This is a genomic window from Streptomyces sp. 351MFTsu5.1 (assembly GCF_000383655.1).
Lineage (GTDB): Bacteria > Actinomycetota > Actinomycetes > Streptomycetales > Streptomycetaceae > Streptomyces > Streptomyces griseorubiginosus.
Genome location: NZ_KB911808.1, coordinates 14,941 through 37,879 on the forward strand (window position 1 = coordinate 14,941; position 22,939 = coordinate 37,879).

The 22,939-nt window shown below is 70.7% G+C and carries 21 protein-coding genes; 16 read left to right on the forward strand and 5 right to left on the reverse strand.

The features are described from left to right. Positions 1 to 68: 68 nt before the first annotated feature. From H295_RS0141920 to prcA, 4 genes are all read left to right on the forward strand, one after another. Positions 69 to 287 carry a ubiquitin-like protein Pup gene (locus H295_RS0141920; RefSeq protein ID WP_020141350.1) on the forward strand — a complete coding sequence of 73 codons (219 nt, stop codon included), beginning with the start codon at positions 69 to 71 and terminating at the stop codon, positions 285 to 287. A 399-nt stretch (positions 288 to 686) separates the two neighbouring features. Then, positions 687 to 920: an endonuclease VII domain-containing protein gene (locus H295_RS48665; protein WP_324606105.1), complete on the forward strand. Its 234-nt coding sequence runs from the start codon at positions 687 to 689 to the stop codon at positions 918 to 920. Continuing rightward, positions 872 to 1,717 carry a proteasome subunit beta gene (gene prcB, locus H295_RS0141930; protein ID WP_028810248.1) on the forward strand — a complete coding sequence of 282 codons (846 nt, stop codon included), beginning with the start codon at positions 872 to 874 and terminating at the stop codon, positions 1,715 to 1,717. Before H295_RS48665 ends, prcB begins: the two co-directional genes overlap by 49 nt. A gap of 60 nt (positions 1,718 to 1,777) precedes the next feature. Continuing rightward, positions 1,778 to 2,533, forward strand: coding sequence for a proteasome subunit alpha (prcA, locus tag H295_RS0141935; RefSeq protein ID WP_028810249.1), 756 nt, complete (start codon positions 1,778 to 1,780; stop codon positions 2,531 to 2,533). 81 nt (positions 2,534 to 2,614) lie between these two features. On the opposite strand, the gene H295_RS0141940 is transcribed toward prcA, so the two are convergent. Next, a complete protein-coding gene (locus H295_RS0141940) occupies positions 2,615 to 3,631 on the reverse strand; it encodes a LacI family DNA-binding transcriptional regulator (RefSeq protein WP_020141353.1) in 1,017 nt (338 codons plus the stop codon). A 136-nt stretch (positions 3,632 to 3,767) separates the two neighbouring features. On the opposite strand from H295_RS0141940, the gene H295_RS0141945 reads away from it, so the two are divergent. From H295_RS0141945 to H295_RS0142000, 12 genes are all read left to right on the forward strand, one after another. Beyond that, positions 3,768 to 5,027 (forward strand): MFS transporter, encoded by a 1,260-nt coding sequence (locus H295_RS0141945; RefSeq protein ID WP_020141354.1) that lies wholly within the window; start codon positions 3,768 to 3,770, stop codon positions 5,025 to 5,027. Between the two features lie 9 nt (positions 5,028 to 5,036). Further along, positions 5,037 to 6,398, forward strand: a complete 1,362-nt coding sequence (pafA, locus tag H295_RS0141950) for a Pup--protein ligase (protein WP_020117715.1) — start codon at positions 5,037 to 5,039, stop codon at positions 6,396 to 6,398. Positions 6,399 to 6,525: 127 nt separating this feature from the next. Continuing rightward, the gene (locus tag H295_RS0141955) at positions 6,526 to 7,530 is read left to right on the forward strand and encodes an FKBP-type peptidyl-prolyl cis-trans isomerase (RefSeq protein ID WP_020141355.1); all 1,005 of its coding nucleotides are present in this window, start codon (positions 6,526 to 6,528) and stop codon (positions 7,528 to 7,530) included. Between the two features lie 86 nt (positions 7,531 to 7,616). After that, positions 7,617 to 7,988: an FKBP-type peptidyl-prolyl cis-trans isomerase gene (locus tag H295_RS0141960; protein ID WP_020141356.1), complete on the forward strand. Its 372-nt coding sequence runs from the start codon at positions 7,617 to 7,619 to the stop codon at positions 7,986 to 7,988. A 187-nt stretch (positions 7,989 to 8,175) separates the two neighbouring features. Beyond that, a complete protein-coding gene (locus H295_RS0141965) occupies positions 8,176 to 9,129 on the forward strand; it encodes a helix-turn-helix transcriptional regulator (RefSeq protein WP_020141357.1) in 954 nt (317 codons plus the stop codon). 18 nt (positions 9,130 to 9,147) lie between these two features. Further along, a complete protein-coding gene (locus H295_RS0141970; protein WP_020141358.1) occupies positions 9,148 to 10,215 on the forward strand; it encodes a helix-turn-helix transcriptional regulator in 1,068 nt (355 codons plus the stop codon). Further along, complete coding sequence (locus H295_RS0141975; RefSeq protein ID WP_028810250.1) at positions 10,212 to 10,502, forward strand: hypothetical protein; 291 nt, start codon at positions 10,212 to 10,214, stop codon at positions 10,500 to 10,502. Before H295_RS0141970 ends, H295_RS0141975 begins: the two co-directional genes overlap by 4 nt. A 10-nt stretch (positions 10,503 to 10,512) precedes the next feature. Further along, positions 10,513 to 10,707 (forward strand): hypothetical protein, encoded by a 195-nt coding sequence (locus H295_RS0141980; RefSeq protein WP_020141360.1) that lies wholly within the window; start codon positions 10,513 to 10,515, stop codon positions 10,705 to 10,707. 258 nt (positions 10,708 to 10,965) lie between these two features. Continuing rightward, positions 10,966 to 11,253 carry a Sec-independent protein translocase subunit TatA gene (tatA, locus tag H295_RS0141985; protein WP_020141361.1) on the forward strand — a complete coding sequence of 96 codons (288 nt, stop codon included), beginning with the start codon at positions 10,966 to 10,968 and terminating at the stop codon, positions 11,251 to 11,253. A gap of 48 nt (positions 11,254 to 11,301) precedes the next feature. Continuing rightward, on the forward strand, positions 11,302 to 12,252 hold the full coding sequence (gene tatC / locus H295_RS0141990; protein ID WP_028810251.1) for a twin-arginine translocase subunit TatC: 951 nt from the start codon (positions 11,302 to 11,304) through the stop codon (positions 12,250 to 12,252). 31 nt (positions 12,253 to 12,283) lie between these two features. Continuing rightward, positions 12,284 to 13,174, forward strand: a complete 891-nt coding sequence (locus H295_RS0141995; protein ID WP_020141363.1) for a diacylglycerol kinase — start codon at positions 12,284 to 12,286, stop codon at positions 13,172 to 13,174. A gap of 40 nt (positions 13,175 to 13,214) precedes the next feature. Then, positions 13,215 to 16,079: a DEAD/DEAH box helicase gene (locus tag H295_RS0142000; protein WP_028810252.1), complete on the forward strand. Its 2,865-nt coding sequence runs from the start codon at positions 13,215 to 13,217 to the stop codon at positions 16,077 to 16,079. Positions 16,080 to 16,148: 69 nt separating this feature from the next. Here the strand turns inward: H295_RS0142000 and atzF are convergent, their stop codons facing one another. Genes atzF through H295_RS0142020 form a run of 4 tightly spaced genes read right to left on the reverse strand, consistent with a single transcriptional unit; the run spans position 16,149 to position 22,832 of the window. Continuing rightward, positions 16,149 to 17,795 (reverse strand): allophanate hydrolase, encoded by a 1,647-nt coding sequence (gene atzF, locus H295_RS0142005; protein WP_020141365.1) that lies wholly within the window; start codon positions 17,793 to 17,795, stop codon positions 16,149 to 16,151. A gap of 14 nt (positions 17,796 to 17,809) precedes the next feature. Further along, on the reverse strand, positions 17,810 to 21,334 hold the full coding sequence (locus H295_RS0142010) for a 5-oxoprolinase/urea amidolyase family protein (protein WP_020141366.1): 3,525 nt from the start codon (positions 21,332 to 21,334) through the stop codon (positions 17,810 to 17,812). Next, complete coding sequence (locus tag H295_RS0142015) at positions 21,331 to 21,987, reverse strand: urea amidolyase associated protein UAAP2 (protein WP_020141367.1); 657 nt, start codon at positions 21,985 to 21,987, stop codon at positions 21,331 to 21,333. Before H295_RS0142015 ends, H295_RS0142010 begins: the two co-directional genes overlap by 4 nt. Positions 21,988 to 22,007: 20 nt before the next feature. Then, the gene (locus H295_RS0142020) at positions 22,008 to 22,832 is read right to left on the reverse strand and encodes an urea amidolyase associated protein UAAP1 (protein ID WP_028810253.1); all 825 of its coding nucleotides are present in this window, start codon (positions 22,830 to 22,832) and stop codon (positions 22,008 to 22,010) included. Positions 22,833 to 22,939 lie beyond the last annotated feature (107 nt).

A 22,939-nucleotide genomic window follows, 5' to 3' on the forward strand; every position in this document is an offset into this window, starting at 1 on the left:
CGGGGCCGATGTCAGTCCCTGCAAGTAGGGTCTGATCAAGAACGTCGAACCGAGCGGGGTGAGGGGTTATGGCGACCAAGGACACCGGCGGCGGACAGCAGAAGGCCACGCGCAACACCGAGGAGGTCGAGGAGCAGACCGCGGAAGCGCAGGGCTCCGAGGACCTCAAGGAACGCCACGAGAAGCTGAGCGACGACGTGGACTCCGTCCTGGACGAAATCGATGATGTGCTCGAAGAAAATGCCGAGGACTTCGTGCGATCATTCGTTCAGAAGGGTGGAGAGTGATTTCGCCTTCGATTTGAAGGTTCAGCGGGGGAGCTGGGGTTGGTCGACAGCGAAGACGTGAAGCGTTGCTCGCGGTGCAAGCAGCACAAGCCGCGAGCAGCCTTCGCGAGCAACAAGGGCATGCGTGACGGTCTTCAGGCTTACTGCCGGGAGTGTTCCGCTGCCTACTACCGCCAGCGTCAGGACGCCCGCGGGCGTAAGCCGCGTCCGAGGGTGGAGGCACCCGCGGGGCATAAGTACTGCCAGCGCTGTCAGGAGATCAAGCCCCACTCCGAGTGGGATCGAAACAGGACGGCTAGCGACGGTCTGTCGACCGCTTGCAAAGCGTGCCGAGCCATTGAGGGACGCGATCGCCATCTGAAGCGTCAGTACGGCATGACAGTGGCCGAACGTGACGAGATGGTCGCCTCTCAGATGGGGCTCTGCGTGATCTGTCTGAACGCTCCGGCCGTGCATGTGGATCATTGCCACAAGACGGGTAGGGTCCGTGGCGTACTGTGCTTCAACTGCAATTCGGCCATCGGCAAGTTGGGAGACGATCCCGACACCGGTCGTCGGGCTGTTGCTTACCTGGAGGGAATGACGTGGAAGCCAACACTCGTAGCACCGGGCGTCTACCAGCTGCCTTCCTGACGCCTGGGTCGTCGTCCTTCATGGACTTCCTGTCCGAGCATCAGCCGGAGATGCTGCCGGGGAACCGGCAACTGCCGCCCACGCAGGGCGTGATCGAGGCGCCGCACGGGACGACCATCGTCGCCGTCACCTTCCCCGGGGGTGTCGTGCTCGCCGGTGACCGTCGGGCGACGATGGGGAATGTGATCGCCCAGCGGGACATCGAGAAGGTGTTCCCGGCCGACGAGTACTCGGCCGTCGGGATCGCCGGCACCGCAGGTCTCGCCGTGGAGATGGTGAAGCTGTTCCAGCTGGAGCTGGAGCACTTCGAGAAGGTCGAGGGCGCCCAGCTGTCGCTGGAGGGCAAGGCGAACCGGCTGTCCACCATGATCCGCTCCAACCTCGGCATGGCCATGCAGGGCTTGGCCGTCGTGCCGCTCTTCGCGGGGTACGACGTCGACCGGGCCAAGGGCCGGATCTTCTCCTACGACGTCACCGGCGGTCGTTCCGAGGAGCACAACTACGCCGCCACCGGCTCCGGCTCGATCTTCGCGCGCGGGGCGATGAAGAAGCTCTACCGTGACGACCTGACCGAGGAGCAGGCCACCACGCTCGTGGTGCAGGCCCTGTACGACGCGGCTGACGACGACTCGGCGACCGGTGGTCCCGATGTGGCCCGCCGGATCTACCCGATCGTCACCGTGATCACCGAGGACGGCTTCCGTCGGCTGACCGACGAGGAGTCCTCCGAGATCGCCCGTTCGATTCTCGAGCGGCGGCTGGAGCAGCCGGACGGCCCGCGGGCCGCGCTGCTGTAGTCGGCTCCGGTCTTGTTCGAGGTGATCGCAGTGACTTCCACAGAAAGGGACGGATAACCGGTGTCGACGCCGTTCTATGTTTCTCCCCAGCAGGCGATGGCCGACCGGGCCGAGTACGCCCGCAAGGGCATCGCCCGTGGTCGCAGCCTTGCCGTGCTGCAGTATGCCGATGGCATCGTGTTCGTCGGTGAGAACCCGTCCCGCGCGCTGCACAAGTTCAGCGAGATCTACGACCGGATCGGCTTCGCGGCCGCCGGCAAGTACAACGAGTACGAGAACCTGCGGATCGGCGGCGTCCGGTATGCCGATCTTCGTGGGTACACCTATGACCGCAACGACGTGACCGCGCGGGGTCTGGCGAACGTCTACGCGCAGACCTTGGGCACGATCTTCTCCTCGGGTGCTGAGAAGCCGTATGAGGTGGAGCTGGTCGTGGCGGAGGTCGGTGAGACGCCGGACGGCGACCAGATCTACCGGCTGCCGCACGACGGGTCGATCGTGGACGAGCACGGTTCGGTCGCGGTGGGTGGTAATGCCGAGCAGATCGGCAGCTATCTGGACCAGCGTCATCAGGACGGGATGAGTCTCGCGGAGGCGCTGAAGCTGGCCGTGCAGGCGCTGTCCCGTGACACCAACGGCACCGAGCGGGAGATTCCCGCGGAGCGGCTGGAGGTGGCGGTGCTGGACCGGACGCGTCCCCAGCAGCGGAAGTTCAAGCGGATCGTGGGTCGTCAGCTGTCCCGGCTGCTGGAGGCCGACGGGGCGTCGACCGAGGCGGAGAGTGCCGAGGAGGCGGAGGGTTCCGAGGAGGAGTAGGCGCTCCGGTTCCGTCCGGCATTCGCCGACGTTCACCCCTTTGTGTGCCCCGGCCGTTCCCTCGGCCGGGGCACAGGGCGTTCAGGGGGCGCTGGGCGGGGCCGTGGAGCCTCGTACGACCAGTTCGACGGGGATGTCTCCCGCGTCGGGTGTGCGGCCCTCCAGGACGGCCAGGAGGGCGCGCATGCCGTGTTCGCCGAAGAGTTCGGCGTCCAGTCGTACGGTCGTGAGCTCGGGGTCGATGGCGGTGGCGAGGGCGAGGTCGTCGAGGCCGGTGACGGAGATGTCGTGGGGGACGCGCAGGCCGAGTCGTCGTACGGCTTTGTAGGCGCCGGCGGCGAGTTTGTCGTCGTCGCAGATCAGGGCGGTGGGCCGGGGGCCGGGTGCGGCGAGGGCGGTCTCGGCGGCGGTGCGGGCGTCCTCGATGGTGATGGGTGCGTGGGCGGTGCGCAGGGAGGTGCCGGGGACGGCGGCGAGCTGTGCGGCGAGTTCGCGTGCGCGTACCTCGAAGGTCCAGGACGGGATGTCGGCGGCGAGGTGCAGGAAGCGGCGGTGGCCGAGGTGCAGGAGGTGGGCGGCGACCTGGCGGATGCCGTCGGCGATGTCGAGGTTGACGGTGGCGGCACCGAGGTTGGCCGAGGGGTCGCTGTCGAGCATGACGAGGGGGAGCTGGTCGCCCCGGATGGCGGTGAGGGCGTCGGCGGCCATGGAGGAGGCGATGACGCCGTCGAGGGCGGCCTGGGCGGAGGCGAAGGGGTCGCGGGCGGGGCCGATGCCTTCGGGGGAGGGGTAGAGGACGACGCCGAAGCCGTGGTCGGCGGCGACGCGGGCGGCGCCGGTGTAGACGCCGGCGAAGAACTCCGTGGTCAGGGCGGGGACGACCAGGAGGACGGTGCGGGTGTGGCCGAGGCGGAGGTTGCGGGCGGCGAGGTTGGGGCGGTAGCCGAGGTCGCGGGCTGCTTCGCGGACGCGCTGGGCGGTGGCTTCGGAGACCCGGCCGCGCCATTTGTCGCCCAGGACGAGGGAGACGGCGGCCTGGGAGACTCCTGCCGCCTGGGCGACGTCACGGCTGGTGGGGCGCGTGCTGCTGGGTGCCACCGAGGGCGTGCTCCTTCTGCTGGTGTGGGCCGGGGGGCGTCTGCGCGCTTTCGGCTCACTCCGGTCGTCTGGACGTCCGAACAGCGCACATGGTACGTATGGGAGCGCACGTTATACGTATGACTTGGAGGCGGGGATGGCCGCGGGATACCTGGAGATCCTCAGGGCGAGGCACGCGGCGCGCCTGCTGACGGGCACGCTGGTGGGCCGGCTGCCCAACGCGACCGCGGCGATCGCCATGGTGCTGTTCGTGCGCGCCGAGGGCGGCACCTACAGCCTGGCGGGCGGTCTCGCGGCGGTGTACGGCGTCGCCAACGCCGTGGGCCAGCCGGTCCTGGGCCGGCTGGTGGACCTGTACGGCCAGCCCCGCGTGCAGCTGCCGGCCTCGGTCCTGTCGGCCCTGGCCATGGCGGGCTTCGCGTTCTGCGGCATCGACCCCCTGGCGCTCGCCTACGCGTGCGTGGCGGCCGCCGGGCTGTTCACGCCGCCCCTCGAGGGCGGTCTGCGGGCGCTGTGGCCCTCTGTGCTGCGCCGGGAGGACCAGGTGCACCGGGCGTACGCGATGGACGCCGTGGCGCAGGAAGTGATGTTCACCGTGGGGCCGTTGCTGGTGACGCTGTGCGTGTCGCTGTGGTCGGAGCGGGCGGCCCTGCTGGTGCTGAACGCCGTGGGGGTCCTCGGCGCCCTCTCGGTGGCCTTGGCGCCGCCCGCGCGGGCGTGGCGGTCCGCGCCGCGTGAGGCGCACTGGCTGGGTGCCCTGCGCTCGCCGGGACTGCTGGCGATGCTGGGCGCGTTCCTGTTCGTCGGGATCGCGCTGGGGTCCATCACGGTGGCCTCCGTGTCGTACGCCGACGGCCATGGCGGGGACGCGGTGTACGGCTGGCTGATGGCCGGGATCGGTCTGGGCGCGCTGGTGGGCGGTCTCGCGTACGGGGCGCGGCAGTGGGCCGGTGAGCCGGCGCGGCGACTCCAGGTGCTGGTGGGCTTCCTGGCGGTGTGTTACCTGCCGCTGACGCTGATGCCGGGCGCGGTCGCCATGACGCTGCTGGCGGTGCTCGCCGGGGTGTTCCTGGCGCCGGTCATCGCGTGTGCCTTCGTCCTGGTCGACCGGCACGCGCCGGCCGGGACGGTCACCGAGGCCTTCTCCTGGCTGGTGACGACGTTCACCGTGGGTGCCTCGGTCGGAACGGGCCTGGCGGGCCCGGTCGTCGAGCGGGGCGGGGCCCTGTGGGGGTTCGCGGTGCCGGGGGCCGCCGGGGGTGTGTCGCTGCTGGTTCTGCTGGTCACGGGGCGCGTCCTGTCAGCGCCCGCGCGGCGGGCGGTAGTTGCGTCGTCGACGGAAAATGATCCAAACCGTGCTGCCGAACCCCGTTTCAGCTCGGGGGATCGGGCGTAATGTTCAGTCATGGACCGCCGCATTTTCGGGCTGGAGAACGAGTACGGCGTCACGTGTACGTTCAGGGGACAGCGGCGCCTGTCTCCCGACGAGGTGGCGCGGTACCTCTTCCGCCGTGTCGTGTCATGGGGCCGCAGCAGCAATGTCTTTCTGCGAAACGGCGCACGCCTCTATCTCGACGTGGGCTCACATCCGGAATACGCGACACCCGAATGTGACAACGTGACCGAACTGGTCACCCACGACAAGGCCGGCGAGCGCATTCTCGAAGGACTCCTGGTGGACGCCGAACGACGCCTGCACGAGGAAGGAATCGCGGGCGACGTCTACCTCTTCAAGAACAACACCGACTCGGCCGGAAACTCCTACGGCTGCCACGAGAACTACCTCGTCGCACGCCATGGGGAGTTCTCCCGGCTCGCGGACATTCTCATTCCGTTCCTGGTCACCCGGCAGCTGCTGTGCGGCGCGGGCAAGGTGCTGCAGACCCCGCGGGGCGCGGTGTACTGCGTCAGTCAGCGCGCCGAGCACATCTGGGAGGGCGTCTCCTCGGCGACGACCCGTTCCCGGCCGATCATCAACACCCGCGACGAACCGCACGCGGACGCCGAGCGCTACCGCCGTCTGCATGTCATCGTGGGCGACTCGAACATGTCCGAGACGACCATGCTGCTCAAGGTCGGCGCGACCGACCTGGTGCTGCGCATGATCGAGGCGGGCACCGTGATGCGGGACCTGACCCTGGAGAACCCGATCCGGGCGATCCGCGAGGTCAGCCATGACATCACCGGCCGGCGCAAGGTGCGTCTGGCCAGCGGCCGGGAGGCCTCCGCGCTGGAGGTGCAGCGCGAGTACTACGAGAAGGCCGTGGACTTCGTCGAGCGGCGCGGGATCCGCACCGGCACCGTCGACCAGGTCCTGGAGCTGTGGGGCCGCACGCTGGACGCGATCGAGGCCGAGGACCTCGACCGGATCGGCACCGAGATCGACTGGGTCATGAAGTACAAGCTGATCGAGCGGTACCGGGCCAAGCACAACATGACCATGTCGCATCCGCGGGTCGCGCAGATAGACCTCGCTTATCACGACATTCACCGCCGTCGTGGTCTCTACTACCTTCTGGAGAGGAAGGGTCAAGCCGCCCGGATCTGCAACGACTTGAAGATCTTCGAGGGCAAGTCCGTTCCGCCGCAGACCACTCGGGCCCGCTTGCGCGGTGACTTCATTCGCAGGGCCCAGGAACAGCGCCGGGACTTCACCGTCGACTGGGTGCACCTGAAGCTCAACGACCAGGCGCAGCGCACGGTGTTGTGCAAGGACCCGTTCCGGTCGGTGGACGACCGGGTGGAGAAACTGATCGCCGGAATGTGAGCCAAGCGTTCTGCGTCACCGTCGGAACGCAACACGGGCGCCGTACGTTTCCCGTACGGCGCCCTTCGCACGCCGTAGAGTTGCGCGCACGCCATCTACAAGATCGACCGATTACGAGGCCCCCACCGTGCGCCGACGCTCACTCATCATTGCCGTTCCCGCAGGACTGGCCACTCTCGCCGCATGCGGTGACGACAAGTCCGACTCGAGCAAGGCGAGCGACAGCACGTCGCCCTCGGCGTCGTCCTCGGCCTCCTCGGCGCCGCCGCCGAAGATCGTCGACGGTCCGCTGCCGGCGATCACCGCGGGGGCGAAGTTCGGTGAGAAGCCGACCGTCGCCAAGGGCAGCGGTTCCCCGTCCGACCAGCTCGCGGTCAAGACGCTGATCACGGGCAACGGCACCACGGTCGCCGAGGGCGACTACATCCAGGCCCACTACCTGGGCCAGATCTACTCCACCGCGAAGGTCTTCGACAACTCCTACGACCGCAAGACGCCGCTGGTCATCCAGCTCGCGCAGAGCAGCATCATCGACGGCTGGCGGTACGCCCTGCCGGGCAAGAAGGCCGGCAGCCGTGTCGAGTTCTCGGTGCCGCCCACCTGGGCGTACGGCAAGGAGGGCAACGCGCAGGCGGGCATCAAGGGCACCGACACGCTGGTGTTCGTCGTCGACATCCAGAACACGTTCAACGGCAAGAGCTCCGCCAAGGGCAAGAACGTCCCGCAGACCGACTCCGCGCTGCCCAAGGTCGGCACCAACACCGACGGCAAGGCCCCGTCCATCGAGGTGCCCAAGAAGGCCGCGCCCACCAAGCTGGTGTCGGAGTACGTCATCGAGGGCGACGGCGACGAGGTCGCCGCGGACAGCACCCTGCTCGTGCAGTACAAGGGCGTGGTGTGGGACTCCGGCAAGGAGTTCGACTCGACGTACAGCCGGGGGCAGCTGGCCTCGTTCTCGCTCCAGCAGGTCGTCAAGGGCTGGGCGCAGGGTCTGACCGGCAAGAAGGTGGGCAGCCGGGTGCTCATCTCCATCCCGCCGAAGCTGGGCTACGGCGACAAGCCGCCGGCCGGCAGCGGTATCGAGAAGGACTCCACGCTGGTCTTCACCGTGGACATCCTGGCGAAGATGTGACGCACGGGGGACATGCGCGCAGGTCCTCGGCCGGGATGTAAGACTGGTTCCTGTTGCCTTTCCGTGAACAAGCAGGAGCGAGTGACGTGAGCATCGACAAGCCCGAGATCGACTTCCCTGAGGGCGCGCCCCCGGCGGACCTGGAGATCAAGGACATCTGGGAGGGCGACGGCGAGGTTGCGCAGGCCGGCCAGACCGTCACCGTCCACTACGTGGGCGTCTCCTTCAGCACCGGCGAGGAGTTCGACGCCAGCTGGAACCGTGGTCAGCCCTTCCGCTTCCCGCTGGGCGGCGGCCGGGTCATCAAGGGCTGGGACCAGGGCGTGCAGGGCATGAAGGTCGGCGGCCGTCGCCAGCTGACCATTCCGGCCCACCTCGCCTACGGCAACCAGAGCCCCACCCCGGCGATCAAGCCCGGTGAGACCCTGATCTTCGTGGTCGACCTCATCGCCGTCTGATCGTCGTACCGCGGCATCAGAACAGTCGTAAAAGATCGCGTCGCGGTCGGATCGTCGTACGACATCCGACCGGACCCGATCGACCAGGGTCCATGCCTGTCCGTGCATGGGCCCTCGGCTTTTGCCTTGCTCCTCCGGAGCGGTACGGTCATCGTCCGTAAGCACCATAGGGAGGCGAAGGGCGTCGATGGCCATTGCCAAGGCCGAGCGGCTGATGAACCTGGCGCTGTGTCTGCTCGGGACGCGACGGCCGCTCAGCAAGCGGGAGCTCCGGGAGTCCATCGAGGCCTACCTGGAAGCCAATTCCGACGACTCCTTCAACCGTATGTTCGAGCGCGACAAGGACGATCTGCGCGAACTCGGCCTTGTGATCGAGACCGTTGAGAACCTCGACGGCGAAGTCGGCTATCTCGCCCGGCGGGACAGCAACCGGCTGCCGCCCATCACCCTCGACGCCGAGGAGGCCGCGGCCCTGGGGCTGGCCGCCAAGGTGTGGCAGCAGGCCCGGCTCGCCGGCGCGGCCAGCGGCGCGTTGCAGAAGCTGCGCGCGGCGGGGCTGCCCGAGGACGTCGACCCGTACGAGGCGCACGGCGCCCTGGAGCCGCGCATCCCGGTGCACGAGGCCTCCTTCGAGCCGCTGATGCTCGCCTGCCGCGACCGCCGCCCGGTCGTCTTCGACTACCGCAAGGCCACCGCCGCCCACCCCGAGCCCCGCCATGTCGAGCCGTGGGCGCTGGAGTGCTGGCGCGGCCACTGGTACCTGGCAGGCTTCGACCGCGACCGCGGTGCCGAGCGGGTGTTCCGGCTCTCCCGGATCACCGGCAAGGTGCGCTCGCGCGGGACGCGCTTCACCGCCCCGGTGCCCGACGTCGTCACCGTCCGCGAGACCGTGGCGGGCTGGGCGGGGGAGACCGCGGACCGCAGCGCGCTGATCCGGCTGCGCACGGGCGCCGGGTACCCCTTGCGGGCGAAGGCCACCGCGGTGCGGGAACTCGGCGACGGCTGGGACGAGTTGGAGATTCCGTACGGCCACGGCCTGGACGCCTGGCTCGTGGAGTTCGGCCCCGACGTGGTGGTCCTGGAGCCCGCCGAGCTGCGGGCCGACGTGGTGGACCGGCTGCGTGCCGTGGCCAAGGGCTGAGGGGGAGCGGAAGAGATCATGGCAGGCAAACCGGTCAGGCCGACGAACGCCATCGACCAGACCCGGCGGATGCTCTCCCTGGTGACCTATCTCAAGGAGCGCCCCGGGGCGCGGGTCGAGGACGTGGCCCGGGCCTTCGGGATCACCGAGGACGAACTGGTCTCCGACCTCGACGTGCTGCCCATGTGCGGCACCAGCTTCCGCGGCGGCGACCTGCTCGACATCGACACCGACGGCGAGCGGATCTGGTGGCACAACCCCGCGGCGCTGGGCGAGGAGACGGCCGAGCCGCTCCGGCTCGCCGCCGACGAGGCGACCGCGCTCCTGGTGGCCGCCCGCGCGGTCTCCACACTGCCGGGCCTCAGGGAGAGCGACCGCCAGGCGCTGCTGCGGGCCACCGCCAAGGTGGAGACCGCGGCCGGGGAACAGGCGGGCGCCAGCTCCCGGCTGTCGGTGACCTTCGAGTCCGAGGGCGGGGTCTTCGCGGACGTCGACCGGGCCATCTCCGAGCGGCGCCGGCTGTGGATCCGCTACTACTCACCGGCCCGCGACGAGGTCACCGAACGCGAGATCGACCCGATCCGCCTGGTCAGCGTCGGCCACACCTATGTCGAGGCCTGGTGCAGGCGCTCCGAGGCGCGACGCACCTTCCGGCTCGACCGGGTCGCCGAGATCAAGATCCTCGACGAGCCGTCGGCGCCCCCGGAGATCGAGCTCAGGGACCTGTCCGAGGGGCTCGTGCAGCCCGCGGCCGAGGATCCCGAGGTGGTCGTCGAGGTCGGTCCCGGCGGCCGCTGGGTCGCCGAGTACTACCCGCACGACAGTGCGGATGAGCTTTCCGACGGCGGACTGCGTATTACCCTGCGCACCCCCGACCCGGCGTCGCTCAGGCGCCTGGCGCTCCGGCTCGGCCGCGACGGCCGCATCGTCTCGCCGCGCGATCTCGCCGACAGCGCGCGTGAGGCGGCCCGCGAGGCGCTGGCGGCCTACGACGGGGTCGAGGCGCACGGCTTGCACGGGACGGACGCCGAGGGGCGGGGCGACGGGCAGGACGGTCAGGACGACAGGCGGGAGCAGGGGCTTTGAGCGAGTCGGCGACGTCCGGTGCGGGAATGACGGTGGCTGCCGCCTTCGCGGGGATGAGAAGCGCGGCGCCGGTGACCTTCAAGGCCGGCTGCCCGGACTGCCGGGAGCGGTTCGAGCTGGCCGCGAGCGCCCTGCGCCTGGCCATCGGCGCCTCCAGCCGCACCACCTTCTACTCCTTCACCTGCCCCGAGTGCGGCGCCGCCGTCCGCAAGCCCGCCGGTGAACGGATCGTGGAGCTGCTGACCGGTGGCGGGGTGCGGACGCTGCGGCTGCACTCCACCCTCTAGGCTCGGTGCCATGTTCTGGCCGATGTTCGCGGTAGCTGTGGGTTTCACGGGTCTCGCCGTCCTGGGTGTGCTCGCCGTCCGGGTCTTCCTGGAGGCGCAGCGCCTGGCCCGCCAGGTCACGGAGTCCACGCGGCGCATCAACCGGGCCGCCGAGGACCTGGAGCGGGCGGCGGTGAGCACGGCCCGTTCGGCGAACTCTCTGTGAGTGCGGCTGAGAGTCGGGTGTGAGTCGAGCGCCGGAAGCGTTTTGGGACACTTCGCCCTGTCACCGGGCCGGGGTCGGCAGGTACGCTGCTGGTCGCGGTCCGGATAACGAGGCTCGGTCGCGAACCGGGAGTACGCACAGGGATTGCCAGGCGTTCACCCCTGAGCGTTACGATCGCTGCCAGCACGACTGGTCGGACATGTGTCCGACCGGTCGGACAGCACCCCACAAGCCGCCTCGGTGAGAAGGTAAAGACTTATGTTCGGAAGGCTCGGCGCCCCCGAGATCATTCTCATCCTCGTCGTCATCATCCTGCTGTTCGGCGCGAAGAAGCTTCCCGACATGGCGCGCTCGCTCGGCAAGTCCGCCCGCATCCTCAAGAGCGAGGCGAAGGCGATGAAGGACGAGGGCAGCGGCAGCACGACCACCCCCGCCGGCCCGCCCAGCACCGACGAGCAGGCCTCTCAGCGCACCATCCAGGCTTCCCCGGGCGACGTGACCAGCTCGCGCCCGGTCACCGAGCCGACGGACACGACCAAGCGCTGACGCGGGGCCGGTGACCTCCGGCCCGCCTGCACGAGATGGGAACGTGGGTTGCTCAAGTCTGCCCGCAAAGAGGAGAAGGATCCCGAGGGGCGGATGCCTCTCGCGGATCACCTTCGTGAGCTCCGCAACCGGCTCGCGAAGGCGATGCTGGCCATCATCGTCGTCACGGTGATCGCCGCCTTCTTCTACAACGACATCATCAACTTGATCACCAGGCCGATCCTCGACGCGGTCGGTTGTGACAAGTCCTTCGCGGAACTGGCCCGGTCGACGAAGTCGACCAAGCCGTGCGCCGAGATCACCATCAACGGCCTCCTGACGCCCTTCACGCTCGCGCTGAAGGTGTCCCTGATGGCCGGTGTGGTCGCGGCATCGCCGGTCTGGCTCTACCAGCTGTGGGCCTTCGTCGCCCCCGGCCTGCACCGCCACGAGAAGAAGTACGCCTACGCGTTCGTCGGCACCGGTGCCCCGCTCTTCCTCGTCGGCGCCTACTTCGCCTACTCGGTCCTGCCGACCACGGCCCAGGTGCTGATCGGCTTCACCCCGGGCGGCACCTCCAACCTGCTGCCCCTGGACGACCTGCTCGACCTCGTCCTGCGCATGGTGCTGGTCTTCGGCCTCTCCTTCGAGCTGCCGCTGCTGCTGGTCTTCCTCAACCTCACCGGGCTGATCACCGGCAAGCGCATGCTCGGCTGGTGGCGCGGCATGATCATGGCCATCACCGTGTTCGCGGCCGTCGCCACACCGAGCACCGACCCGCTGACGATGCTGGCGCTCGCCGCGCCGATCTGGGTGCTGTACTTCGGCGCGACCGCCTTCTCCCTGCTCAACGACCGCCGCAAGCGCCGTCGCGAGGCCGAGGGTCCCGCCGACGACGAGGCGTCCGAGCTGGACCTGACCCCCGAGGCCATAGGCGAGGTCGAGACCGTCTCCGCGAGCAGGGCGCTGCCCGAGCAGTCGGCGACGGACCGGGTCAACGGTTATGACGACGTGACCTGACGACCGGGGTCCTGCTCATAGGGTCACTTCCGTGACCTGCGAGATCACCCTCTTCGTCAACCCCACCGCGGGCCGCGGCCGGGGCGCCCGAGCGGCGCGGCCGGCCGCTTCCGCGTTGCGGGCGGCCGGCTTCTCGGTGCGGACCGTCCTCGGCGAGAACGCCCCCGACGCCCTCGCACGCGCGCGTGCCGCCGTGAAGGACGGCACCGGAGCCCTCGTCGCCGTCGGCGGCGACGGCATGGCCAACCTCGCCCTCCAGGCCGTCGCCGGCACCCGCACCCCCTTCGGTCTGGTCGCCGTGGGCACCGGCAACGACCTCGCGCGCACCCTCGGCCTCCCGGTGCGCGACCCCGCCGCCGCGGCCCGGCTGATCGCCGAGGCACTCAAGGACAGCCGTCTGAACGACATCGACCTCGGCCGGGTCGGCGACCAATGGTTCGGCACCGTCCTCGCCTCCGGCCTGGACTCCCGCGTCAACGACCGCGGCAACCGCACGAGATGGCCCCTCGGCCGCTTCAAGTACGACCTCGCCCTGCTCGCCGAACTCGCCGCCTTCCGGCCCGTCCCGTACCGGATCACGCTCGACGACGGCGAGGTGCGCGAGGTCGAGGCGACCCTGGTGGCCGTGGGCAACGGCTCCTCGTACGGCGGCGGCATGCGGATGTGCCCGGGCGCGGACCTCACCGACGGCCTCTTCGACGTCACGGTGGTCGGCGACTGCACCCGTACGACCCTGCTGCGGGTCTTCCCGAGCGTGTACCGCGGCACCCACGTCGAGCACCCCAAGGTCAGCGTGGTGCGGGCGGCGAAGGTCGAGATCGCCGCACCGGACGTGACCGGGTACGCGGACGGCGAACCGCTCGGACCGCTGCCGCTCACCGCACACTGCGTGCGCGCGGCCGTGTCCGTCATAGGTCCGTGAACTGCGTGAAGAGCAGGTTTCGCGGGATCCGATCCGGATAATGATCGTCCTGTTGTCAGTGGGGCCCGGTACGCTCGAAAGCACGATGACAGAGGACCTCTCACCGGCCGAGCGGTACGCGGCAGCCCGCCTGCGGGCAGCCGAGCAGGCCACCGCGCTCGCGGGCTTCCGCGAGATGTACGACTTCGGTCTCGACCCCTTCCAGATCGAGGCCTGCAAGGCTCTCGAGGCCGGCAAGGGCGTGCTGGTGGCCGCCCCCACCGGCTCCGGCAAGACGATCGTCGGCGAGTTCGCCGTCCACCTCGCCCTGAAACAGGGCAAGAAGTGCTTCTACACCACCCCCATCAAGGCGCTGTCCAACCAGAAGTACGCGGACCTCAGCCGCCGTTACGGCGCCGACAAGGTCGGCCTGCTCACCGGCGACAACAGCGTCAACTCCGACGCCCCCGTGGTCGTGATGACCACCGAGGTGCTGCGGAACATGCTGTACGCGGGCTCGCAGACCCTCCTCGGCCTCGGCTACGTGGTCATGGACGAGGTGCACTACCTCTCCGACCGCTTCCGGGGCGCCGTGTGGGAAGAGGTGATCATCCACCTTCCCGAGTCCGTGACCCTGGTGTCTCTGTCGGCGACCGTGTCCAACGCCGAGGAGTTCGGCGACTGGCTCGACACCGTCCGCGGCGACACCCAGGTGATCGTCTCCGAGCACCGGCCCGTGCCGCTGTTCCAGCACGTGCTGGCCGGCCGGCGGATGTACGACCTGTTCGAGGAGGGTGAGGGCAACAAGAAGGCCGTCAACCCCGACCTCGCCCGGCTGGCCCGGATGGAGGCCCAGCGGCCGTCGTACCAGGACCGCAGACGCGGCCGGTCCATGCGCGAGGCCGACCGGGAGCGGGAGCGCCGGCAGCGCTCCCGGGTGTGGACGCCGAGCCGGCCCGAGGTCATCGAGCGGCTCGACGCCGAGGGCCTGCTGCCCGCCATCACGTTCATCTTCAGCCGCGCCGCCTGTGAGGCGGCCGTACAGCAGTGCCTGTACGCAGGGCTGCGGCTGAACGACGACGAGGCGCGCGCGAAGGTGCGCGCGCTCGTCGAGGAGCGCACCGCGTCGATCCCGACCGAGGACCTCCATGTCCTCGGCTACTACGAATGGCTGGAGGGCCTGGAGCGCGGTATCGCGGCCCACCACGCGGGCATGCTGCCGACCTTCAAGGAGGTCGTCGAGGAGCTGTTCGTCCGCGGACTGGTCAAGGCCGTGTTCGCGACCGAGACCCTCGCCCTGGGCATCAACATGCCCGCGCGGTCGGTGGTCCTGGAGAAGCTCGTCAAGTGGAACGGCGAGCAGCACGCCGACATCACACCCGGCGAGTACACCCAGCTGACGGGGCGTGCGGGGCGGCGCGGCATCGACGTCGAGGGCCACGCGGTGGTGCTGTGGCAGCGCGGCAGCAGCCCCGAGCACCTCGCCGGTCTCGCGGGCACGCGCACGTACCCGCTGCGGTCCAGCTTCAAGCCGTCGTACAACATGGCGGTCAACCTCGTGGAGCAGTTCGGGCGGCACCGCTCGCGCGAGCTCCTGGAGACCTCCTTCGCGCAGTTCCAGGCCGACAAGTCGGTCGTCGGGATCTCCCGGCAGGTGCAGCGCAACGAGGAGGGCCTGGACGGCTACAAGGCCTCCATGACCTGCCACCTCGGCGACTTCGAGGAGTACGCGCGACTGCGGCGGGAGCTGAAGGACCGGGAGACCGAGCTGGCCCGGCAGGGAGCGAGCGAGCGGCGGGCCGAGGCGGCCGTGGCGCTGGAGAAGCTCAAGCCGGGTGACGTCATCCATGTGCCGACGGGCAAGTACGCCGGTCTCGCCCTGGTTCTCGACCCGGGGCTGCCCGCCGGGCGGTCCAACGGGCACCGTGGCTTCGAGCAGCACGACGGTCCGCGGCCGCTGGTGCTCACCGCCGAACGGCAGGTCAAGCGGCTCGCGTCGATGGACTTCCCGGTGCCCGTCGAGGCGTTGGACCGGATGCGGATCCCGAAGTCCTTCAATCCGCGCTCACCGCAGTCCCGCCGGGACCTCGCCTCCGCGCTGCGCAGCAAGGCCGGGCACATTCCGCCGGAGCGGGCGCGCAAGAAGCGGTCCCAGGCCGCCGACGACCGGGAGATCGCCCGGCTGCGCACCGCGATCCGGGCCCACCCCTGCCACGGCTGCAACGACCGGGAGGACCACGCCCGTTGGGCCGAGCGCTACCACCGGCTGCTGCGGGACACCACCCAGCTGGAGCGGCGCATCGAGGGGCGCACCAACACCATCGCGCGCACCTTCGACCGGATCGTGGCCCTGCTGACCGAGCTGGACTACCTGCGCGGCGACGAGGTCACCGAGCACGGCAAGCGGCTGGCCCGGCTGTACGGCGAGCTCGACCTGCTCGCCAGTGAGTGTCTGCGGGAAGGGGTCTGGGAGGGGCTCGGCCCCGCCGAACTCGCCGCGTGCGTCTCGGCACTCGTGTACGAGTCGCGGGTCGGTGACGACGCGATGGCGCCCAAGCTGCCGTCCGGGAAGGCCAAGGCCGCGCTCGGCGAGATGGTGCGGATCTGGGGGCGCCTCGACGCCCTGGAGGAGGACTTCCGCATCAGCCAGACCGAGGGGGTCGGGCAGCGGGAGCCCGATCTCGGGTTCGCCTGGTCCGCGTACATGTGGGCTTCCGGGAAGGGGCTCGACGAGGTGTTGCGGGAGGCGGAGATGCCGGCCGGGGACTTCGTGCGGTGGTGCAAGCAGGTGATCGACGTGCTGGGGCAGATCTCGGCTGCGGCGCCGGTGTCCGGGGGCGAGGGGTCGTCCTCCGTCGCGAAGAACGCGCGCAAGGCTGTTGATCTGTTGCTGCGGGGGGTTGTGGCGTACTCGTCGGTGGGGTGACCGTTCGGGGGCGGGTGCGCGTGGTCTGTGGCTGGTCGCGCAGTTCCCCGCGCCCCTGGGTTGGTCTGCCTAATCCTTGTTCAGATAGGAACGCCAGCCACCGTACTGCGTGATGTCCTCGGTGCTCTCCAGTGCGCTCGGTTCGCACAGGAAGCCGGGGACGTGGGTGCCGTCCGCCAGTTTCACACTGCCCAGCGTCATCGGGCGGGGCAGGGCCGTCAGCAGGCGGCCCAGGCCCTCCGCCGGGAGGCGCCACACCTCCGCCTCGATCTGCGCACCGCCCTCGCCCACGTGCACAAGGCCCGGCTTCGGGGGGTCCGTGCGCAGGGCGTGCAGGCGGTACACCGGGGCCGTGGTCGTCGTGCGGTCCAGGCGGGCGCCCAGCGCGAGGAGTTGGGGGTTCAGGGGCTGGCCCGTCAGGTGGGCGCCGACCACCGCCAGCCGGGTCTCCGGCTGGAGCAGGCCCGCGATTCTCGCCAGACGTTCGTCCGTGTGGGCCGGGCCGATCAGCATCACGCCGAAGGGGAGGCCGTTCACCTCGCCCGCCGGGGCCGCGACCGCGGCCAGGTCGAACAGGTTCGTGGAGTTGGTGAAGCGGCCCAGGCGGGCGTTGGCGCCCAGCGGGTCGGCGGCCACCTCGGCAAGGGTGGGATGGCCGGGGGCTGTGGGCAGCAGGAGCGCGTCGGCGTCGGACAGTTCGGCCAGGGCCCTGGCCCGGAGCGTGGCCAGGCGGTCCATGTCCGCATAGAGCTGGTGGGCCGGGAGATCGCGGGCCCGGGTGATGATGGCGGCGACCGTGGGGTCCAGGGAGTCGTCGTTCGCCGCTGTCGCCTTGTCGATAAACGCACCCACCGCTGTGTAGCGCTCGGCGACGAACGCTCCCTCGTAGAGCATCGCCGCCGCCTCGGTGAAGGGCGTGAGGTCGAGTTCGCGGAGTGCGGCGCCTGCCGCCCTGAGCCGGGCCGCCGCCTCCTCGTACGCCTGTGCCCAGCCCTCGTCCAGTTCGCCGAGCTGCTCGAGCGGGGGGACCGCGATCCGCCAGGGCCCGGGGCGGCGGCCGGGCAGGGACGGGGCGGTGCCCGTCGTCATGTGGGCCAGGGCCTGTTCGGCCTCCGGGAGGGTGCGGGCGAAGACCGTCACGCAGTCGATCGAGGCGCAGGCCGGGACGACACCGGCGGTGGGGACCAGGCCCCGGGTCGGCTTGAGGCCCACGATGCCGTTGAAGGCGGCCGGGACCCGCCCCGAGCCCGCGGTGTCGGTGCCAAGGGCGAAGTCCACGATGCCCAGGGCCACGGCGACCGCCGAGCCGGAGCTGGAGCCTCCGCTGATGCGGGACGGGTCGTGGGCGTTGCGGACCGCGCCGTGCGGAGAGCGGGTGCCGACCAGGCCCGTCGCGAACTGGTCCAGGTTCGTCGTGCCGAGCACGAGCGCGCCGGCCGCGCGCAGGGCGGCGACCACCGGGGCATCGGCCTCCGGGTGGTAGGCGTACGCCGGACAGCCCGCCGTCGTGGGCAGTCCGGCCACGTCGATGTTGCCCTTGACGGCGAACAAGCGCCCTGCGAGGGGCAGTTGCTCGCCCCGCGCGAGCCGTTCGTCGATCGCGCGGGCCTCCCGTTCGACCTCCTCCCGCGGGCGCAGGTCGATCCAGATCTCGGGCCGGTCCACGGCCTCGACGCGGTCGTAGGCGGCCCGTACCCGGGTGACGGTGGTGGACATGGTGCGCTCCTCTTTCACTGTGCGGGCGGGGCCAGGACGAGCAGTGCCGTCCCCGCCTCCACCTGGTCGCCCGGCCTGGCCAGGATCTCCGCGACCACGCCGTCGGCCGGCGCGTGCACCCTGGACTCCATCTTCATCGCCTCCAGGGCGAGGAGCGGCTGCCCCGCCGTCACCTCGTCGCCCGGCTCGACGTTCAACTGCCATACGGAGGCCGCGAACTCGGCCTCGATCAGACGACCTCCCGCAGGCACGGCGATGTCGGCCGGGGCGGCCGCGGGCGCGGAAGCCGATTCGGCTCGGGCGAACTCACCCGCCGCCTCCCAGGCGTCCCGCTCGGCGCCGAAGGCCGCCTGCTGACGGGTCCTGAACTCCTCGATGGACCCGGCGTGTTCGGCCAGGAAGTCCTGGTACGCGGCGAGCGAGAAGGTGCCCTCCTCGATGCGGGGCACGAAGCGGCCCGACGTGATGTCGGCGCGCAGATCCAGGAGTTCGTCCGCCTCCACCGGGTACCACTTGATCCGGTCGAAGAAGCGCAGCAGCCAGGGCGACCCCGGCTCGAAGGCGCCGCGCTGCTGCCAGGGCGACCACACCTGGGTCGTCCGGCCCACGAACTGGTAGCCGCCGGGGCCCTCCATGCCGTAGATGCAGAGATACGCGCCGCCGATGCCGACCGAGTTCTCGGCGGTCCAGGTGCGGGCCGGGTTGTACTTCGTGGTCACCAGGCGGTGGCGCGGGTCGAGGGGGGTGGCCACCGGGGCGCCCAGGTAGACGTCCCCCAGGCCCAGGACGAGGTACTCGGCGTCGAAGACCGTGCGGTACACCTCGTCCACCGAGTCCAGGCCGTTGACGCGGCGGATGAACTCGATGTTCCAGGGGCACCAGGGGGCGTCGTCGCGGACGCCCGCCATGTAGCGGGCGATCGCCTCGCGGGTGGCGGGGTCGTCCCAGGAGAGGGGGAGGTGGACCGTGCGCGAGGGCACGACCAGCTGGTCCGACGGGGGGAGCGACGCGGTGATCTCCCGTACCGCGGTGAGGAGTTGCTCTTGCGGGAGGCGACCGGGGTCCGTCTGGATCTGGAGGGAGCGGATGCCGGGGGTGAGGTCGGTGATGCCGTCCGGGCCGCGCTCGGCCACCGCCTCCATCAGGGCGTGGACGCGCATGCGGAGGGCCAGGTCCAGCTGCATGGGGCCGAACTCGACCAGCAGGTTGTCGTCGCCGCTGCGGCGGTAGGTCACGTCGCCGTCGCGGGCGAGGATGCCGCCGTCCACGATGACCGGGCGCGGCGAGCCGTCCGTGTTCACCGGCACGAAGCGCACGGTGTCGCCCGGGCGCAGCTGGCCCAGTTTCCAGCGCTCGGTGCTGAGCACGGTCGCCGGGCAGACGAAGCCGCCCAGGGAGGGGCCGTCGGGGCCGAGCAGTACCGGCATGTCACCGGTGTAGTCGACCGCTCCGACCGAGTAGGGGGTGTCGTGGATGTTGGAGGGGTGCAGGCCCGCCTCGCCGCCGTCGGTGCGGGCCCAGCGGGGTTTGGGGCCGACCAGGCGGACGCCGGTGCGGGCCGAGTTGAAGTGGACCTTCCAGTCGGCGGCGTAGAAGTCGCGGACGTCGTCCTCGGTGAAGAACTCCGGTGCGGCGTGGGGGCCTTCGACGGCGGCGATGTGCCAGCTGGACGTGAAGGAGGGGCGGTCGGGGGCCGCCGTGCCCGATGACGTGTGCGTGCCCGTTGTGCCGACGGCGCCGTGCAGGACGTCTCCCGTGCGCAGGGCCCTTCCGCCGTGGCCGCCGAAGCGGCCCAGGGTGAAGGTGCTCGCGCTGCCGAGGAAGGCGGGGACGTCGAGGCCGCCGCCGAAGAGGACATAGGTGCGCAGGCCGTGCTCGGCGGGGGCGCCCACCTCCAGGGTGCCGCCCGCCGGTACCCGGACCGGCTCCCCCTGCGCGACCGGGGTGCCGTCCACGGTGACCGGGGCCGGGGCGCCCGTCACGCAGACGGTCGTGGCGTGGGTGAACCTCAACGCCGGTCCCTGCAGGGTGCATTCGAGGCCGGGAGCGCCTTCCGGGTTGCCGAGCGCCTGGTTGCCGAGCCGGAACGAGAGGTCGTCCATGGGACCGCTCGGCGGCACGCCGACCTGCCAGTAGCCGGTACGGCCCGGCCAGTCCTGGACCGTGGTCAGGGTGCCGGCGGTCACGACCTCGATGCGCGGGGTCGGGTCGGTCACGCGGACCAGGGTCGCCGTCGAGTGGGCCGCGGCCTGGAACGCGCTGTCCGAGAGCGCCGCCCGGACCAGGCCCAGGTTGGTCTCGATGCCGTCGACGCGGGTGCGGGCCAGCGCCTCGTCCAGCCTGCGCAGGGCGTGGGCGCGGTCGGGGCCGTACGCGATGATCTTCGCGAGCATCGGGTCGTACGACGTGGTCACCTCGGTCCCGGTCTCCACCCAGCCGTCGACGCGGACCCCGGTGGGGAACTCGACCCGCGTCAACAGGCCCGCGCTGGGACGGTGTTCGCGTGAGGGGTCCTCGGCGTAGAGGCGGGCCTCGACGGCGTGACCGCGCGGGGGGCCGGGCTCGCGCACCACGTCCCGCTCGCCGCGGGCCAGGCGCAGCATCCAGCCGACCAGGTCGACGCCGTAGATCTCCTCGGTGACCGGATGCTCCACCTGGAGGCGGGTGTTGACCTCCAGGAAGTAGGCCTCCTCGCGGGCCGCGTCGTACACGAACTCGACGGTGCCCGCGGAGCGGTAGCCGACCGAGGCGCACAAGTCGCTGGCGCTGGAGGCGAGTTGTGTGCGGACGTGGTCGGGCAGGTCCGGGGCCGGTGCCTCCTCCACGACCTTCTGGTTGCGGCGCTGGAGGGAGCAGTCGCGGTCGCCGAAGGTGACGACCGTGCCCTCGCCGTCGCCGAAGACCTGCACCTCGACATGGCGGGCCCGCTCGACGAGCCGCTCCAGGAAGACCCCGGCCGAGGAGAAGGAGGCGGCGGCGACGCGCTGCACCCGGTCCCAGGCGTCGGTCAGTTCGGCGGCGGAGCGGCAGGCCGACATGCCGATGCCGCCGCCCCCGCCGGTCGCCTTGAGCATCACGGGATAGCCGATGGCCTCGGCCGCTGCCAGGGCGTCCTCGAGCGAGGGCAGCAGGTCCGTACCCGGCGCCAGCGGCACTCCCGCCGCCTGTGCCGCGGCCCGTGCGGTGTGCTTCGCGCCGAAGAGCTCCAGCTGCTCGGGCGTCGGGCCCACGAACACGATCCCCGCGTCCTCGCAGCGGCGGGCGAACGCGGCGTCCTCGGACAGGAAACCGTAGCCGGGGTGGATCGCGCCCGCGCCCGAGTCCTTGGCTGCCTTCAGCACCAGGTCGGCGTCGAGATACGACTCCTTCGCGGGCGCCGGGCCGAGGCGTACGGCCTGGTCGGCGAGCCGGACGTGGGGTGCGGACCGGTCGGCGTCGGAGTACACCGCGATGGTCCGCAGGCCCAGTTCGCGGGCCGTGCGGATGATCCGGACCGCTATCTCGCCCCGGTTGGCGACGAGGAGGGTGTCGAAGGTCATGCGCCGGCCCCGATCGTCATCGCGACCGGCGTCGGGTCGAAGCCGTTGCAGGGGTTGTTGATCTGGGGGCAGTTGGAGACGAGGACCAGGACGTCGCGCTCGGAGCGCAGGGTCAGGGAGAGGCCGGGGGCGGAGATGCCGTCGACGATGCCGAGGGTGCCGTCCTGCTCGACGGGCACGTTCATGTACCAGTTGATGTTCGAGACCAGGTCGCGCTTGCCGAGGCCGTGCTTGGCGCCCTCCGCGAGGAAGTTGTCCACGCAGGCGTGCTGCGACCAGGTGTGGTGGCCGTAGCGCAGGGTGTTGGACTCCTTGGAGCAGGCGCCGCCGACCGTGTCGTGGCGGCCCACGTCGTCGGCGGTGACCGTCATCAGCGGGGTGTGCTCGTTGGACATCAGCACGCTGCCGGTGGTGAGGAAGATGCCGCCCTGGGCCTGGATGGTGTCGGGGGCGCTGTAGCGGACGGCCGTGTCGTGGGCGTCGTAGACGAGGAAGTCGACGGCCTGGTTGCCGCGCAGGTCGGTGACGGTGAGCGACTCGCCCTCGCGGATGACGGCGGACCAGGCGGCGCGGGCCGGGACGACCGCCCTCCTGAGCGGTGCTTCGGCCTTCGAGGGCGTCTCCTCGGGCTTCGAGAGTGTCTCCTCGGGCATCGACGGTGTCTCCTCGGGCTTCATGCGCGTCCCTTCGAGGCGAGGAAGTCGGCGGTGTTGAGGAAGGCGCGGCGGCCTTCGGGGGTGGCGTCCCAGAGCGGGTCGCCGGGGCGGGTGGGTTCGGCCCGCCAGGCGAGCACTTCGAGGGGAGTGCTGACGTAGTCGGGGCGCGGGTCGGCGGGGTGCGGGACGTTCGCGATCAGTACGGTGACGTCCTGCTCGGCGCGGAGGGTGACGCCGGCGCCGGGGCCCGCCGAGCCGGTGAAGTCGAGCGTGCCGTCCTCGCGGATCCGTACGCCCTGGAAGAAGGAGAGGGAGGGCGGCAGGTCACGGGATTCGAGGCCGTTCTTCGCCGCCGCCAGCTTGAAGAGTTCGCGGCCGGCGGGCGAAGGGCTCTGCGGGGTGCCGTCGCCGTAGCGCTCGGTGTTGCGGGCCAGGGTGGAGGTGCCGCACAGGGCGTCGTGGCGGCCCGAGGTGTCCTGGGTGACGCTCGCGAGGACGCGGCCCTGGTCGGACAGCAGGAGCAGGCCCTCGCCGAGGTAGGCGTTCCACTGGACCTTGACCGTGTCGGCGACGTTGAGGCGCTCCCAGGGGCGGCCGTCCGCGTACAGCAGGAGGTGGGCGCAGGCGTCCCCGCGGAGGTCGGTGAGGCGGAGTTCGGTGCCGCGGGCCAGGACGCGGTGGGTGTAGTTGCCGCCCGCGACGGTCTCCGCCCACACCAGGTGGCCCGCCGCGCAGGGAGGGTCCGGCCAGGCCGCGGCGGGGACCACGGGCATGGCTTCGGCGCGTGTGCCGTCCTGTGCGCGGGCGTGGTCTCGCGCTCCGTAGGTTGTCTCTGTGGCCATGGCGGGACCTCCGGCTGCGGGGGATTTCTGTCGCTTGACAGAAATTAGGGGTGGGGCGGGTCGGGGGGGTTGCTCGGGTGTTGCCGGTTGGTTACCGGGGGCTCACG